The organism is Aliikangiella litoralis (genome assembly GCF_052495765.1).
The window spans coordinates 4,468,293-4,483,823 of record NZ_CP199292.1 but is presented as its reverse complement, the minus strand read 5'-3'; the positions used below and the strand labels follow the sequence as shown (position 1 = coordinate 4,483,823).

At 35.5% G+C, this 15,531-nt stretch carries 14 protein-coding genes; 6 read left to right on the top strand and 8 right to left on the bottom strand.

Annotated features, from left to right (window positions below; genetic code table 11):
- Positions 1 to 17: 17 nt before the first annotated feature.
- Positions 18 to 971, bottom strand: a complete 954-nt coding sequence (locus ACT5E3_RS18710) for a porin (RefSeq protein WP_444995073.1) — start codon at positions 969 to 971, stop codon at positions 18 to 20.
- A gap of 418 nt (positions 972 to 1,389) precedes the next feature.
- Between ACT5E3_RS18710 and ACT5E3_RS18705 the strand changes: the two genes are divergently transcribed.
- Entirely contained in the window at positions 1,390 to 1,608 is a 219-nt protein-coding gene (locus ACT5E3_RS18705; RefSeq protein WP_444995072.1) for a hypothetical protein, read from the top strand.
- 64 nt (positions 1,609 to 1,672) lie between these two features.
- Positions 1,673 to 2,572, top strand: coding sequence for a 1-aminocyclopropane-1-carboxylate deaminase/D-cysteine desulfhydrase (locus ACT5E3_RS18700; RefSeq protein WP_444995071.1), 900 nt, complete (start codon positions 1,673 to 1,675; stop codon positions 2,570 to 2,572).
- A 17-nt stretch (positions 2,573 to 2,589) separates the two neighbouring features.
- Here the strand turns inward: ACT5E3_RS18700 and ACT5E3_RS18695 are convergent, their stop codons facing one another.
- The 4 genes from ACT5E3_RS18695 to ACT5E3_RS18680 are packed head-to-tail and all read right to left on the bottom strand — an operon-like array spanning position 2,590 to position 7,353.
- Complete coding sequence (locus ACT5E3_RS18695) at positions 2,590 to 3,654, bottom strand: MaoC family dehydratase (RefSeq protein WP_444995070.1); 1,065 nt, start codon at positions 3,652 to 3,654, stop codon at positions 2,590 to 2,592.
- Positions 3,651 to 4,547 (bottom strand): HpcH/HpaI aldolase/citrate lyase family protein, encoded by an 897-nt coding sequence (locus ACT5E3_RS18690; RefSeq protein WP_444995069.1) that lies wholly within the window; start codon positions 4,545 to 4,547, stop codon positions 3,651 to 3,653. Before ACT5E3_RS18690 ends, ACT5E3_RS18695 begins: the two co-directional genes overlap by 4 nt.
- On the bottom strand, positions 4,544 to 6,232 hold the full coding sequence (locus tag ACT5E3_RS18685; protein ID WP_444995068.1) for an acyl-CoA synthetase: 1,689 nt from the start codon (positions 6,230 to 6,232) through the stop codon (positions 4,544 to 4,546). The genes ACT5E3_RS18690 and ACT5E3_RS18685 overlap by 4 nt, the downstream gene beginning before the upstream one ends.
- Positions 6,232 to 7,353, bottom strand: coding sequence for an HpcH/HpaI aldolase/citrate lyase family protein (locus ACT5E3_RS18680; RefSeq protein WP_444995067.1), 1,122 nt, complete (start codon positions 7,351 to 7,353; stop codon positions 6,232 to 6,234). The genes ACT5E3_RS18685 and ACT5E3_RS18680 overlap by 1 nt, the downstream gene beginning before the upstream one ends.
- Positions 7,354 to 7,693: 340 nt before the next feature.
- Between ACT5E3_RS18680 and ACT5E3_RS18675 the strand changes: the two genes are divergently transcribed.
- The 3 genes from ACT5E3_RS18675 to ACT5E3_RS18665 all read left to right on the top strand — a co-directional run bounded on the left by ACT5E3_RS18675 (position 7,694) and on the right by ACT5E3_RS18665 (position 12,084).
- Entirely contained in the window at positions 7,694 to 8,695 is a 1,002-nt protein-coding gene (locus ACT5E3_RS18675) for an HpcH/HpaI aldolase/citrate lyase family protein (protein WP_444995066.1), read from the top strand.
- Between the two features lie 57 nt (positions 8,696 to 8,752).
- Positions 8,753 to 10,042: an amidohydrolase family protein gene (locus tag ACT5E3_RS18670; protein ID WP_444995065.1), complete on the top strand. Its 1,290-nt coding sequence runs from the start codon at positions 8,753 to 8,755 to the stop codon at positions 10,040 to 10,042.
- Between the two features lie 548 nt (positions 10,043 to 10,590).
- Positions 10,591 to 12,084 (top strand): M12 family metallo-peptidase, encoded by a 1,494-nt coding sequence (locus ACT5E3_RS18665; protein ID WP_444995064.1) that lies wholly within the window; start codon positions 10,591 to 10,593, stop codon positions 12,082 to 12,084.
- A gap of 98 nt (positions 12,085 to 12,182) precedes the next feature.
- Here ACT5E3_RS18665 and ACT5E3_RS18660 read toward each other — a convergent pair whose 3' ends face one another.
- From ACT5E3_RS18660 to ACT5E3_RS18650, 3 genes are read right to left on the bottom strand one after another with little or no spacing between them, the layout of a single operon-like run.
- On the bottom strand, positions 12,183 to 13,091 hold the full coding sequence (locus ACT5E3_RS18660; RefSeq protein ID WP_444995063.1) for a hypothetical protein: 909 nt from the start codon (positions 13,089 to 13,091) through the stop codon (positions 12,183 to 12,185).
- The gene (locus ACT5E3_RS18655; protein ID WP_444995062.1) at positions 13,091 to 13,768 is read right to left on the bottom strand and encodes an anti-sigma factor family protein; all 678 of its coding nucleotides are present in this window, start codon (positions 13,766 to 13,768) and stop codon (positions 13,091 to 13,093) included. Before ACT5E3_RS18655 ends, ACT5E3_RS18660 begins: the two co-directional genes overlap by 1 nt.
- Positions 13,758 to 14,315, bottom strand: a complete 558-nt coding sequence (locus tag ACT5E3_RS18650) for an RNA polymerase sigma factor (RefSeq protein ID WP_444995061.1) — start codon at positions 14,313 to 14,315, stop codon at positions 13,758 to 13,760. The genes ACT5E3_RS18655 and ACT5E3_RS18650 overlap by 11 nt, the downstream gene beginning before the upstream one ends.
- 280 nt (positions 14,316 to 14,595) lie before the next feature.
- On the opposite strand from ACT5E3_RS18650, the gene ACT5E3_RS18645 reads away from it, so the two are divergent.
- On the top strand, positions 14,596 to 15,459 hold the full coding sequence (locus tag ACT5E3_RS18645) for an SPFH domain-containing protein (protein WP_444995060.1): 864 nt from the start codon (positions 14,596 to 14,598) through the stop codon (positions 15,457 to 15,459).
- The last annotated feature ends 72 nt before the right edge of the window (positions 15,460 to 15,531 follow it).

Below are 15,531 nucleotides of genomic sequence, written 5' to 3'. Positions count from 1 at the left end.
TTTGAAGGTTGTAAGTCTTAGAACTTTTGAACTAACCCGATACCGAAGATGCTATCTTCATCTTCATTAGCACCTTCTTCACTTAATGTTAGATAAGTAAAGAAGGTTGTTTTCTTTCCTAACTTGTGATCCCAGCCGATAGAAGTTTGAGAAGTGTATTTTATTTTAGAGCTAACACCAGCTTCCCATGCATCAGAATCAATCACTTGAAGTTTAAATGCATTATCGCCTGAAGAGTATTTTACGCTAGCCATTATTCCGTCACCATCAGTACCGTTATTATCGGTATCTTGGTACATTAAGCCAAATTGCCAAGCATCCATTTTGTATTGCGCCATAATACGTGTTGTATCAACGTTTTCGCCTTCAACATCAGAATCCATTGATAGGCCAAGGTTTAAGCCTCCGGTTTTATATTCTAGGGCAATCGAAGTAGCATCAGCTAAGCCATCATTACTGCCTGTATCTTCTCCAGGAAGTAAAGCTAACTTTGCTTTAAAACCGCCCATTTTAGGCGTAGAGTATTGGACGATGTTGCTCGCTCTGACTTCTGCATTGAAAGTGTGTTTGATATCACCTTGTAAGTCACCAAAAAGATCAATTTTCTTTTGTAATTTTTTAGTTGGTGTATCTGAACGTCCCCCTAAAATTTCACCAAAACCACCTCTTACACCAACAAACTGATTACGAGATTTAATATTTTTCTCTTTTGATTCATCGGCGATATCGACTTCCCATTCTAATTGATAGAAAGCTTCTAAATTACCAGCAGCTCCTTTACCTTTCACTCCAAAGCGAGACGCATTGCTGTTTACTTCCCACTGATCATCGCCGTTGTCCTCGTCAACTTTATCGAGTGTTAGCATTATTTTACCGTACACATCAACCCATTCATCTTCTGCGGCGACTGTACCAGTAGTTGCCATACATGCTAGCGCGATACTAGACAGTGCAAAGTTTCTTAATTTCATCGTTTATGTTGCTCCGAGTTTAGTTAGGTGTAAATTTACTTAAATATTTAATTTGAGAGGATTGTATGTAAGATTTTTGACATAAATATGACAAGCATAGTTTATATCTCAAAAAATACAGCTTTCTTTTAATTTATTAACCAACTTATATCGAAATAATAATTACTTTTTAAGAATTATAGTTTTTATAAGTACTTGGAATTAGGAGTAAAAATTGTTATCTCAAAATGCAAAGATTAGAGATTTTGTCACTGAAAACGATCCGATTATCAGGTTAATGTTTGATTTTTGACCAAATAAGATTAAAATTACTAAAATATCTCAGGAATTAAACGAGTGCATAGTTCGTCTATATAGGAATAGGTGAGTTTTGTGTTTTATCGTAACTTGAGAGTCACTCAAAGAAGAGGAACCTGTGATGGGTAAAGGAAAATCAAAAGATCTTAATTTTGCAGTTATTGATGGCGATAAGGCTTATGTTGGCCCTGAGCGCCGACAAGAGAGAAGACGTTCTCATCATAATGAGAGAATTGAAACTCTCTTAAAGAATTTTGGTTTAGATCGCCGCTTAAGAGTTGATAGACGAAGAAAAGACTCTTCTTGGCTCTTAACTTCACAAAAAGTTGTTAATCAATAACTCTAGATTTTCTGTCACTTAATAGTCATAATCGCCGATCTGATTTTTCTGGTCGGTTTTTATTATGAGGCTTTCAAGAGTATCTCATTTTTTTTCTGAGTTAAACACTTCTTTTATTCAACCCATTCCACTATCTATTGCTCAAGAAAAGTGCGTTTATCTTGATGTTAAAAGAGATGATTTATTACACCCTATCGTTTCGGGTAATAAATGGCGAAAATTAAAACATTTGCTCTTACATATAGAGTCTCTTGGAGTGAATAAAATAGCCGTAATGGGAGGGCCTTACTCTAATTTAGTGCATGCTCTAGCCTATATTGCTTATAGGTTAGATTGGTCTATCCAGTTATTTATTCGAGGATATTCAGAACAGGCGTTAACTCCTACGTTAATTGATGCCTCTCGATGGGGGGCTGAAATTATTTATGTTAACCGGATTGAGTATCGGCAAATGAGGAATAAACCTCCGACACTTGAAAACAATATTTTTTGGATAGAAGAAGGTGGTTTCCATCATTTAGCGCTAAAAGGAACGGCTGAAATTTTTATGGAAATATCATCTCCTTATGATTATGTTGTTATGGCGACCGCGACAGGGGCTACATTGGCTGGCCTGTCGGTTGGAGTGAAGAAAAAAAAATCTGACACAAAAATAATTGGCATCTCTATATTAAATAATGCAGCGCAAGTATCTATGGATATTAGTAACTTATTGAAAGCGGGTGAGCAGTTACCACAAATTATTAGTGGGTATGAATTTGGTGGATATGCTAAAAAAACGGCAGCATTAATTGACTTTATTCAACATTTTTCAAGTGACTACAATATTGAGTTGGAACCTATATATAGCGGTAAAGCTTTTTATGCCGTTAATGATTTAATTACGCACGACTATTTCCCGAGGGGCAGTAAAGTATTACTGATTCATTGTGGTGGTTTACAGGGTAATCGAATTATTAATTAAAATACTAATTCAACTACTTACTTCAACATATAAGCCCAATAGTCTAGTTGGAGTACTAAATCTTCATGTGGTTTACTTTCACTTTGCTGGTTTATCTTGGATAATTTTTCTAAGGTTGCATCTTTGATGCCTTGCATTTTTATTCTAATAAGAGCAATATCAGTTCGTTTTTTTAGCTCTTTTTTATCAATGATTTCACTTTGGCAATAAATCGTATCGTTGGCAAAAGTTGGATTTGTATGTTGTCCGCTGTTGATTGCAGCAAGCCAAATTGCATTTCCTAAGCCGTTGTAACTAATTGCTCGGCACAATGAAATGATATGTCCACCATAAACTAATCTTCGACCATGATTTTTAGTTTTCATCAGATGTTGGTTGAAATGTACTCTAGCATTATTTTGATATAGGTGAGTTGCTAGAGCATGATCTGATTGATTAATTGTGATCCCATCTTGATGAAAAATTCTATCTCCAACTTTTAGTGTGTTATAACTAAGTTGTCCGTGACTTAAATATTTTTCCCAATGAGTAAAGTTAGTATCAGAAGGAATAGAGAGCATTTCTGGGGTTAAGTATTGGCAATATTTGGGCACCGTATTTTGTTTTATATTTTGTGATTTTTCTTGTTTTTTTTCTACCATTACCCATCGTATCCAGCTAACGATCATTCGGCTATATTGGTTTACTGCTATCGAGCGAACATAAACAATTCCTCGTTTACCATCTGAAGTTTCTTTTAACCCGATTACTTCACTCGAAACAGAGAGCGTGTCCCCCGCAAAACAGGGGAATAAAAATTTAACTTCTGCATATCCCAGATTAGCAATGGCATTGAGTGAAATATCATTAACAGTTTTACCAAAAGCAATATGAAAAACCAGTAAATTATCAATAGGCATTGCAGCAAAACCACACTGTAAACTAACTGTTTCGGCACAATGAAGAGGAAAGCGACTACCTGTTAATGCTGTATAAAGCGTTGCATCGGCTTGGGTTATTGTGCGAGGTACACCATGCTGAAATACTTGGCCTAACTTGAAGTCTTCGAACAGATTACCTGTTGTTATTTCTAATTGTCTCATTTTTCTGGTCCGATTAATTCTGATTGCCCGACTTCGTATACCTGATTGTAGAGTGCAATTATTCTTCGTGCCCATAACTCAATTGAAGGCTCTATTAGGCGATTATCAATAACGGCCATACTACGACCTGCTTCGTGAGCGTCAGCAATGGCATCAATAATTTTTTTAGCTCGCTTAACATCTTCGCCCTTGGGGGTAAAAGCATCATTTGTATATGCCAGTTGTACTGGATGAATGACTGATTTTCCATCAAAGCCTAGATCACGCGCTTGACGACAAGAAAACTCGCAGGCTTCAATATTGGCTAAATCGAGGTGAGGACCATCAATAATACATTTATTATGGGCTCTAGCGGCTAATATTGTTAAAGATAAACTAGTGAGCAAACCTGAACGGTCTGGCGTTAAACTGATCTTTAAAGAGTTGGCCAAATCAGTAGTGCCTAAAATAATCGTTGTAAGTCGTTCACTTGATGCGCAAATTTCTTCACTGCGTAATACGCCTTTAGGACTTTCAATATTAATCATTATATCTAGCTGTTTTCCACCAGCTTCGTCTAATGTTGCAATCGCAGCTTTGAGTTGTCCTCCGCTATCAATATTGGGAAATAAAACTGCATCAATATCTAAATTGGCAACAGCACGAAGATCATCCATGCCCCAGTCAGAATCTAGTGAGTTGATACGTACAACTTTTTCAGAGTAACCAAATTGTGGATTTTCTAAGTTCTTGGTTAATAAAGAGCGCGCTTCATATTTGTATTTTGGAGGAACCGATTCTTGTAAATCAAATACAATTGTATCTGCTTCTAACTTTTTAGCTTTTTCTATATATTGAGTTTGATGAGCTGGCACATAAAGCACACTGCGGCGGGGACGATATTGAAAGCTCATTCGGTTTCTCCTTTAACGGTCGATACTTTTGCTTTTTTTGTTAGTTCTTGGATGAGTTTTTTTCGTAATACTTTGCCATTTTTTGTTCGAGGAAACTCTGTAAAAAAATAAACTAATTTGGGGGCTTTATATTTTGCCAAGTTGGCCTGACCAAATGAAATTAGTTGGTTAGAAATAGTTGTTGTATCAATTGTCTCAATATCATCTGATAAAATAACACAAATACTCACAAGGACTTTATTTTTTTCTACCTCTTCTCCAAGGGCGACACAATCAGCTACACCTGGATAGGTCTTTATTACCCTTTCTATTTCATGCGGAGAAACTCGGTAACCAAAAGTATTAATAATGTCGTCTTTTCTACCCAGAAACCAGATATAACCATTTTCATCAATACGTGCATAATCTCCGGTATAAAAATAACCATTGTGACGTGCTGATTGCGTTTCTTCTGGTAAGTTCCAATATTTTAAAAATAAACCAGGATCATTTTCTGGAATAGCTATCATACCTTCTTCGTTACAAGTGACAGGTTGGTTATTGGCATTAAGCAATTGAAGATTATGTCCTGGTTGGGGAAAGCCTGCTGAGCCCGGTTTTATTGCTTTATGTTTATGTTGAGAAATATAGTAAGAAAACTCAGACATGCCGATTGCTTCATAGACATCTAAATGAAAGCGTTCTCGCCACGCAAGTAGCATTTCATCAGAAAGGTGTTCTCCTGCGCTCATGCAGTGACGAAGCGACGGAATATCATGAGCAGAAAAAGATGTTTTTTGGATAATTTGACGATAAATAGTTGGCACACCAATGAATATTGTACATTCATGCTTTTTGATTAATTCTAACCAAGTTTTTGCATCATTAGGACCTTCATGAACAATTACCGTATGTCCGTGAAATAATGGATCCATGAGAGCTGAGCCTAAAACATATGTCCAGTTAAATTTACCTGAGTGCATGATTCGATCACCAGGTTGAAAGTCAAACCAATAGCGGCTAGCTGGTAGGCGTCCTATCAGTGAGCGATGCGCATGCAAAACACCTTTTGGATAACCTGTTGTTCCTGATGTGTAAACCAGATAAGCTGGATCGTCACTCTTACTCGTACAGTCATTGGTTGATGTAGACATCTGTGATAATGTTTGATTAAAATCAACAAGCTCTATTTCAGATTGAGTTGTATTTTTGGGCATGTCGCCTTTACCTACAAGGAAAACAGCTTTTAGTTGGGTTTGTTGATTAAGTATTGGCTGTATTTCTGGCCACATATTTTTATGAGCCACTAGAACTTTAGCTGAAGAGTCTTTGGCGAGATAAGCAACTTCAGAAGTGGCGAGCAAAGTTGAAGTAGGAACGGCAATCGCACCATGTCGAATACAACCAAAAAAACTGATAGGGTATTCAACAGCATTAGGTAAGCGAATTAAAACTCTATCGCCTTTTTGAATACTATGCTGATTGAGTAGGTTTGAAAATTGAATACTTTGTATTTCTAATGATTGATATGAAAGTTGTCGAATACCGAGTTGGCTATCTTCAACAATAAATGCAATTTTTTCTCCATCACCATTAATAACATGTTGAGTGACACATTGTTCTGTAATATTAAACTGTTCAGGTATATGCCAGCACCATTGCTCATTTTGTTGTTTCAAATAATCATCGAAATGAGAGTTCATCATTAAATTTTCCCGTAAGGCCAGTTTTCTCTTATGACGTGAATAGGTAGTTTTTTTAGCACATTCATAGCAAAGTTTTTATCTTCTTGGCTTAACGATTTTAATGCATAAGCTCGCAATAAAGTTTGTAATGCTTTACCAAACATAGGTGGGTCGAGCATTTCACCTTCAAACTTAATTGCACCTCCGAGAAGTGCATCTGCATCAATGGCTGCTTTTAAAATATTAACATTTCTTTGAATAACCAATGGTGATGGTGTAAAAGCAACTCGACATAAGTGAATATGGTAAGGATGAATAACTTGTTTGCCCGTTAACCCCATTTGTGCTTCAACCGTTGCGTGTCGGTTAACTACATGAGATTCGTGATCACCATGTAGATCTAACCATCGACGAACATCATGAGGTTCTATATTTTTTTCTGGCATTGGTGTTTCGTTAATTAAAACTTCTACTCCGCCAATAACGCCAGTTCCACTAATTCTCGCTTCAAGTAATAGGTTGCGTAGATAAGTTTTTAGTTCATCAATCCAGCCTTCAGGTGTCAAGTGAATAGCCATTGCTTTTGAGAAGTCATGAATGCCAAACACAACATGTTTTACAGTAGAAAACTGCATAAGTTCAGGAGCTATTTTTAAAGAGCGAGGATGTTCAATAATGGGTTGGATTTCAATGTTGGGATTCACTCCAACAAGCCATGCTGATAAATCTCTGATTTCTGCGGCGCCATACATTTCACCTGCTTTAGCTAGTGTAATAACATCAATGTGTTCAGCTACGTCCTGTATCATTAATAAGTCTTTTTCGTATTCATCTGTTCTAAAAGGATTAATACGAACCGCAATTTGAAAGTTTCGTTTTGGAAATAAAGGCAGTTCCTTTCGTAATAATTTACGGCTCATTTCTTTTTGTCGACAGCCATCTTCTAAGTCAAATAGTAAAGTATGTGCATGGCAATTATGCGCGTGTCGCCTTATTCTTTTAACGGCTTGCCCCATTGTTTCATATTGGCTTTCTGCTGGAGAATATTTTACTGGTGGGTAATAAAGTTGGATGCCTGGCCAAAAACCACCAAGAACATCTTCTTCATTAACTTGCTCTAAAAATTCGCTGTGGTAATTCATTTTATATAACCATTGAAAAGTAATCTGAATTCATATCACTAAAGTTCTTTGTGATGGCTTGTGAAGCTAATGATTTTTTTATAATACCTAATTGACCGTATATTACAAATAATTAAATTGAAAGCAAAGAGGACCTTTTTATGAAAAAAAACATTATGTCAAATATCCGTAAGGTCATATATGATAGCAGTATAGTAATTCTTTTTTTATTTACCAGTGAGTATTAAAATTAAAAACAGAAATAGCTTGTATTAAATTATTTTTGCTAACAAAATTAAACTTTTACTATATTGTTATGATTTAATATAGAAATCAATTATAGGAATTATAGGAGGTAATTATGACCGTTGCTGTACATCCGAATGACGCACTTTTTGATGCTGAAAAACCATTTCCCGTTATCCCAAGTTGCGAACATTTTGCAGGTAGTGAGAAACTCATTTTAAAAGCGTTAGAAATTCAAAATAAACTCGGGCCTGTTTTTGATATTACTTGTGATTGTGAAGATGGAGCCGCAGCAGGGCAAGAGACTGAGCATGCAAAAATGGTTGTAAAAGCGATTAACTCTAATGAAAACAAATTTAACATGATGGGAGTACGTATTCATGATTATAGCCATTCTCATTGGCAGGCCGATGTTGATATTTTAATACCTCAAATAGGTGACAAAGTTGCTTATATTACTTTACCTAAAGCAACAAAAGTTTCACAAATTGATGAAATGGTAAAATATATTCAAAATGTAGCTCAGCAACATGCGATTGAAAGAGTTATTCCTATACATGTTTTAATAGAAACGCACGGCGCATTAAAAGATGCTTGGGAAATAGCTAAAATAGACTGGATTCAAGTTTTAGATTTTGGCATGATGGACTTTGTTAGTGGCCATAATGGAGCTATTCCTGCTTCTTGTATGCGAAGTCCAGGCCAGTTTGAGCACCCATTACTGGTGAGGGCTAAGGCAGAGATGAGTGCAGCTGCTCTTGCGAATGGTGTTGTACCATCACATAATGTCACTTTAGATCTTAAAAGTATTGAGCAAACTCGAGATGATGCGGCTAGAGCAAGAAATGAGTTTGGCTTTTTAAGAATGTGGAGTATTTATCCTACACAAATTCAGGCAATTGTTGATGCGATGAAACCTGATTATTCGGAAGTCCAAGATGCTGAAGGTATCTTAATAGCTGCGCAAAAGTCAGATTGGGGGCCTATTCAATTTAAAGGTGAACTACATGATAGAGCGACTTATCGATATTTTTGGCAGCTTTTACAACGAGCTCACTTGAGTGGCATTCCATTATCTGATGATATAAAAAACGCTTTTTTCAATAACCAGAATTAAAAATAAATCATCATTAATAATACTTAACAGAATAACTTAATAGTAGAAGGTCAATAAATGAATAATAAAATACTAATCAGTCTCGTCATATCATTATTTTCCTTCTGCTCTACAGCAGATAACTTTTTAATTCATGCTGGAGCCTTATTAGATGTTAAAAATTTAAAGGTTAAAAAAAATTATTCAATTCGTATAAAAGGTGAAAAAGTCGTTGAAGTAAAGGCTGGTTATGATGTTCCTAATGACAATGAAATACTAGTTGATTTAAAAAATAAAACAGTGATGCCTGGTTTAATGGATATGCATGTGCATATTTCTGGTGAAATTAATAAAAAATCTTATGCCGAAAAGTTTTTTATGAATGATTCTGATGCAGCACTACGCGCGATTGTTTTTGCAAGAAAAACGCTTGACGCTGGCTTTACAACCGTTCGTGATTTAGGTGATTTTTTTCAAGGCGTTCCTGTTGCATTAAGAAAAGCAATTAAAAAGGGATATATTATAGGCCCAAGGATTTTTGCAGCTGGAAAAAGTATTGCAACAACTGGTGGGCATGCCGACCCCACCAACGGTCTTAGACTCAATTTAATGCAAGACCCAGGTCCGCTTAAAGGGGTAATTAATGGTCCTTATGAAGCCATTAAAGCTGTTCGTCAAAGGTATAAGGAAGGTTCTGATGTGATTAAGTTAACCGTTACTGGTGGTGTTTTAAGCTTAGCTAAAAATGGTTCTAATCCTCAGTTTACTGAAGAAGAATTAGCTGCTGTTGTTCAGGCGGCAAAAGATTATGAATTTGTTGTTGCTGTTCACGCACATGGTGCAGAAGGTATGAAGAGAGCGATTAAAGCTGGGGTTAACTCTGTTGAGCATGGCACTTATATGGATAAGGAAACGATGCGTTTAATGAAAAAGCATGGTACTTATTTTGTGCCAACAATTACTGCTGGAAAATGGGTTGCTGAGAAAGCCGCCATTGCTGATTATTATCCAGATGTTGTCCAGCCTAAAGCCGCGGCAATTGGTCCTAAAATACAGTCAACTTTTGCTAAGGCATATAAAGCGGGGGTTAAAATTGCCTTTGGAACTGATGCTGGTGTATTTCCTCACGGTTTGAATGGTCGAGAATTTGAATATATGGTTGAAGTAGGAATGCCGGCATTTGAAGCTATCCAATCGGCTACTTGGAATACCGCTAAACTGCTTCGAATAGAAGATAAGCTCGGAACAATTGATTCAGGAAAATTAGCTGACATTATTGCTGTTGATGGTGATCCTCTTAAAAATATGAAGTTAATGCAAAACGTATCTTTTGTGATGAAAAATGGCGATATTATAAAAAATAAATAAAGGTACTTAACATAGCTTTTAAATTGAATCACTAACTTTATTGGTTGTACTAAAAGCAGGGGGCTTCCTGCTTTACTCATTCTCAAGTATTCAAAAACTACTGGTCATTATAATTTAGTAAAAAATATAGGGTAATATTCACATTTTATTCATCAATACTTGCGGTTTTTACATCTATTTTTCCTGATAAAAAATAATTTAAATATGTTATTTTAATTTTTTGAAAAAAAACTTAAACAAAAAATTATAAAGTTATATACGAATAAAGTGTTTTTTATTTATATTTGGTTTTTATTTTCATGCAAATGTTTATTTTAATCGGTTATCAATAAATATTATTTTTTTATTTCGGTTATTGAAATAATATTTTTTTTCTGTGTGCGGCGCTTATTTTAGTGTTTTTGGGTGTTGTTTAAGTTACCAATTCATTGTGATATAAAATTATTAGCATTGAAGAGCCTTGTTCTAATGTTGTTGTTTTTTAGAGTTCTTTTGTGTTATTGCCGAGTTATTTTCGGTATTTAATAATTTGGAGGAGTTGATAGTTTATGAAAAATAAAATGATAAAAAATATATGTATTGGTATTGCAACCCTTACTACCACTATTAGTGCTTTTCAAGTTTTAGCTAAAGGTGAACCAAATGCTTTGCAACAGAGAGTTCATTCTATGCAAGCAAATGGTGTTTATTTTAAACCGTATCAGTTTTTTTCTAAAATTGAAAATGTTTCTGGTGCTGCTAAAGCGATGACAGCTGGTACTAATGATGCAAGTGTCGCTGGTGCAAAATTTTTTAGAATAGATAACCGAAATCTAAGATATTTACGCAATAATCCTGGTGAAGCAATTAGCATGATCATCCCTTTTAATGATTCTGCGTTAACTTCAGCATCAAAATCAATTAAAGTGAATTTGTTTCGTCGTGATATTTATTCAAAAGCCGCTAAGTTTTCTATGCGCGAAACTCAAAACGGTCCTATTCACGAAATCGACTCAAAAGAAATTGATTTAGGTGTGCATTATCAAGGCGTGATTGAAGGTGAAGAGGATTCAATTGTTGCATTAAGCTTTTTTAAAAACTCAATAGAAGGCCGAGTTCACTCTCACAAAGTTGGCGATTTAAATGTTGGGTTAATTAAAGATAAAAATGGTAAATTAAAAGCATCTGGTAATAAATTGGCAGGTTCTCATGTTATTTATCGAATTAATAGCTTGGAAAATAAAAAGCCTGAACATAAATGTGGTAGCGATATTAAGAATAGTTTGCCAAATTTTGATCATGCTTCACTAAAATCGAATGCATTAATGAGCGCTCAAGATGTTAATAGTTTACCTGAGCTAAAGTCAAAAGGTATTGTGCCTAGTGCCTTAAATGATTATTACTTTACTGTTTATACTGTTTTATCTGGTTATTTAGTAAGTGATGTGGGGGAATCTAACTTAAGTAGTTGGGTTGGCTCTGTACTAAATCAGGTTTCGGCAGTTTATAATGTCGATGGACTTTATTTGTATAGTGAAGGCTGGAGTTGGTACAAAAGTTCTCCTGTATATGACGGTCGTTTAGGAACCGATTTAATGAAGCAATTTGCTTATTATAACGGAGCGAATACAAAAACAAGTGATGTCGGTATGTTATTAACGTCTTCTAAAAGTTCTGCTAGTAATGGGTATGGTTTAGCACACAAGATTGGCGGTATCTGTAGTTATGATACAATTGATGGCTTAGCTTATTCTCCTGTGTGGAGTACATATAGTTACTTCCCAACTTATTCTTGGACTGTGGATGTGTACGCTCATGAAGCAGGCCACACTTTAGGTTCTGCCCATACGCATGCTTGTTCTTGGTGGGGAAATAACACTGCAATTGATAGTTGTGCAAATAGGACCGAAGGAAGTTGTGCTTTACCTGGATATCCTGCTAATGGACAAGGAACGGTGATGAGTTATTGTGCTAATAATGTTGGCAAAAACCCAGCATTAGGTTTTCATTCGCAAGTGGCAGCTCGGCTTAAGAGTTACGTGTTAGGTTGTGCTGATAGATAGTGTTTGAGTTTGGGTTAGTATAATGTTAAGACTTTGATGCAAAAAAGCCGAAGATTAAAGCCTTCGGCTTTTGTTATTTTAAAATTGAATCAAATAAATTAAATTTTATAGCTTACCGCTGATTCTAATAATTTATCTTTTGAGTCGCAATTTTTTATATCTGAATATTCAAATACATAAACTTTATCTTGATTTTTTGCACTATTCTTAAAAATAATAGTAACATATTCGTTATTATTTAAAGAGCGCAAAGTTGAACCATAGTCACATAAAGTTGAGATTATAATGTCTGATTTTCGTTTGGCGCTTTCTGTAAATTTTTTATCCCTTGTTTCTCTGTATTCGCGCATAGATTTTTTATAGTCCTCCATTTTTTTATTTAGTACATTCATTTTTTCTTCTAATTTTATGCGAGTTTTCTCTAGTTCTTTAGATTCACTTTTTGACTCGGAGTGCTCTCTTCTGGAACTTTCTCGCTCAAGAGATCTTATTTGGCGTTGTAATTCGCGAACTTCTTCTCTTTGTTCTAATTGCTTTTCTCTCATTTTTTCTAAAGCTTCCATTCGCTCTTGATAAGCTTCAAATTGTTCAGCTTCATTAAAATGAAATTCAGGTGCTTCGGGTGGTTCTGGTTTTTCTGGTGGAGATACTTCTGGAAAATCAGACAGTGCAGATCCTACTTCTGTCGCTATAGCTTCAACAAAGTGACCTATACCTTCTCCAAATTGTTCCCAATTATCAACAGAATTGAATGTATTCCGGCCAAAATTAAAAGTAAATACCATACCTTGTTTGGCTAAATACATTGCATCCGTTTTTTTTGAACCGAAAATTTTATTTCTACTACTATCAGCTTCAGATAATGAGGTTTCAAAAATCTTGCTCATTATTTTTAATTCTTTTTGAGTTCTTGCATATTCAGTATCTTTAGCAGATAAATGACCACTCATTATTGCTAACGCAGTGGTTACGGTGAGAACGGTTTTGCTAATACGACTAATATTCATTAGTTGTCTCCCTTTTTAAAGTTTGTAGACTGGATTAATTGGTTAATATACTGGTTGTTTTCAATCTGGTTTTCGGCCAGGTAGTTGAGATGCTTGTCAACTTTTTGTTGATCTTCATAGCGCTGAGTTTGAATGCCTGTGACTAAAAAGTTTAAGTCATCACGCCTTTCATTACGGGTTTTATCTAAAACTTCAGTCATTAATAATTTGTTAGCGAGTGTTTGTTTACTTGCTTCGGCAACAAAGCGAGCATCAAGTAGTACCGCTTGTTGTTTTTTATATTCCTTTAGTTTTTTTTCAACAATTTGATTGATTTGATGTTGTGAGGAGCTTTGCCCAAATGCTATTTGAAAGCCACTTTCACTACGGGTAAATTGAACTTGGAATACCACCATAAATATCGCGAGTGTAGAAGTTGCTAATGCAGTCCAATTTAACCAGCCGTTATGCTTATTGGCTCGGTGACCTGCGGCATATTTTGTTCTATGCCATGCTGGTACAGGTTGCTCTTGCCAAGCGTAAGCTGATTGGTGTAAAGCCAAAGCTTGCTGGTGAACCTCATAACAATTTTTACAATGATTTAATGAGCTTTCATACTCTTGACGTAATTGAGGAGATAGTTTTCCGTCAATATAGTCTAAAAGATGTTCAGTTACAATTTGATGATCACATAACATTTTGAATCTCCAATTGGCCCTTCATTTTTTGTAAGGCTGAATAAAGTCGTGTTTTGATAGTGCTTGTAGCAACTCCTGTTTGATGGCTAATTTCTTCAAATGTACAGTGTTGAAAAAATTTAAGCTCAATGACCAGGCGTTGCTCGTCTGAAAGTAAGGAGAGTAAATTTAATAGCTTTCGGTTTTCGGTATATTGAGCATATTCTGTTTCAGGTGAATGGGAGGAGTGAAAATCATCTTCTTGTACTTCTCCTGCTCTGTGTAATGGATTTCGACCACTGGAACGAAGAAAGTCTGTTGTTTTGTTTGCGGCGATGCGCATCATCCAGCTTTTAAATTTACCGTCTCCTCGGTAGGCTGGCAAATTCCGGTAAACCGCTAAAAAAACTTCTTGCATTAGGTCCATTGCATCGGAAACATTAAATGTCATTCTCAAGCAATAGTTATAGACAAGCCCTTCATAGCGTTTGACTAGTGTGACCCAACTAGATTGAGAGCCTGCCAACGCTTTTTCTATCAGTTTTTCGTCTTTTCTTAATATAAACATTATTTAACTTTAATAGCTCTCATTGGGTTTTATATTGTTTAGTGCTTATTGTCGCTACGATTCTGTAAATAGTTTGAATTATGTTGGAAATTAATCAATTTTACGATTTTAGATATGACATTTAATTATTATTTATTCGTATTGATGATTTTTTGTCTAAAAATAGTCAATAAGCTATTGAATAATAAGATGTTTATTTTTTAAGTAAATTCAAGTTGAAATTTATTCAAAATGATATCATTATGATATCTATGTGTTGTGTTGATAATAGGGGAAAAATATGATTTCAGAGAAAGAGATCAAAGCTCCAAATGGTATTTTAGTTGCTTTGATATTGTTGGTTGCACAGATATTAAGTGTACTTTTATTACTTGTTTTGATTAAAACAACTCCTGTTTTTGCTGCTTTAGGTGGATTGATATTTTTAACGGTTGTGGTTTGTTGGTTTGGTTTTTTTATGGTCAATCCTAAAGAAGGGAAGGTTTTACAGTTATTTGGCAAATATGTTGGGACAGTGCATGACTCTGGACTTCGCTGGGCAAATCCTTTGTATTCAAAATCAGCGGTTTCACTCAGAGTACGCAATTTTGAAAGTGGTAAACTAAAAGTTAATGATAAAAATGGGAACCCTATAGAAATTGCAGCTGTTATTGTATGGGGGGTAACAGATACTGCTGAAGCTGTTTTTCAAGTGGATGATTATGAAGATTTTGTCTCAATTCAAAGTGAGTCTGCGTTAAGAAATTTAGCAACTTGCTATGCATACGATGACCACGAAGGTGAAGAAATAGCACTTCGAAGTAGCCCTGTAGAAATATCTGAGGCGCTAAAAACGGAGGTTCAAGCAAGGCTTGAAAAAGCAGGCGTTCGAGTAATTGAGTCCAAAATTAGTCACTTAGCCTACGCGCCCGAAGTGGCTAATGCGATGCTTAGAAGGCAGCAAGCAATGGCTATTATATCTGCACGTAAGAAAGTGGTTGAAGGGGCTGTTGGTATGGTAGAAATGGCATTGCAGCATTTATCTGAACGTGAGATTGTTGAGTTAGATAGTGAACGAAAAGCGGCTATGGTCAGCAACTTGTTGGTCGTTTTATGTAGTGATGAGGCTGCACGGCCTGTTGTTAATGCGGGTAGTTTATATTAATCCAAGCGTGTAATATCCATATTTAGGTCGTTTTTATTTCTAAAACGGCCTTAATTTTATTTATTGGTAGGT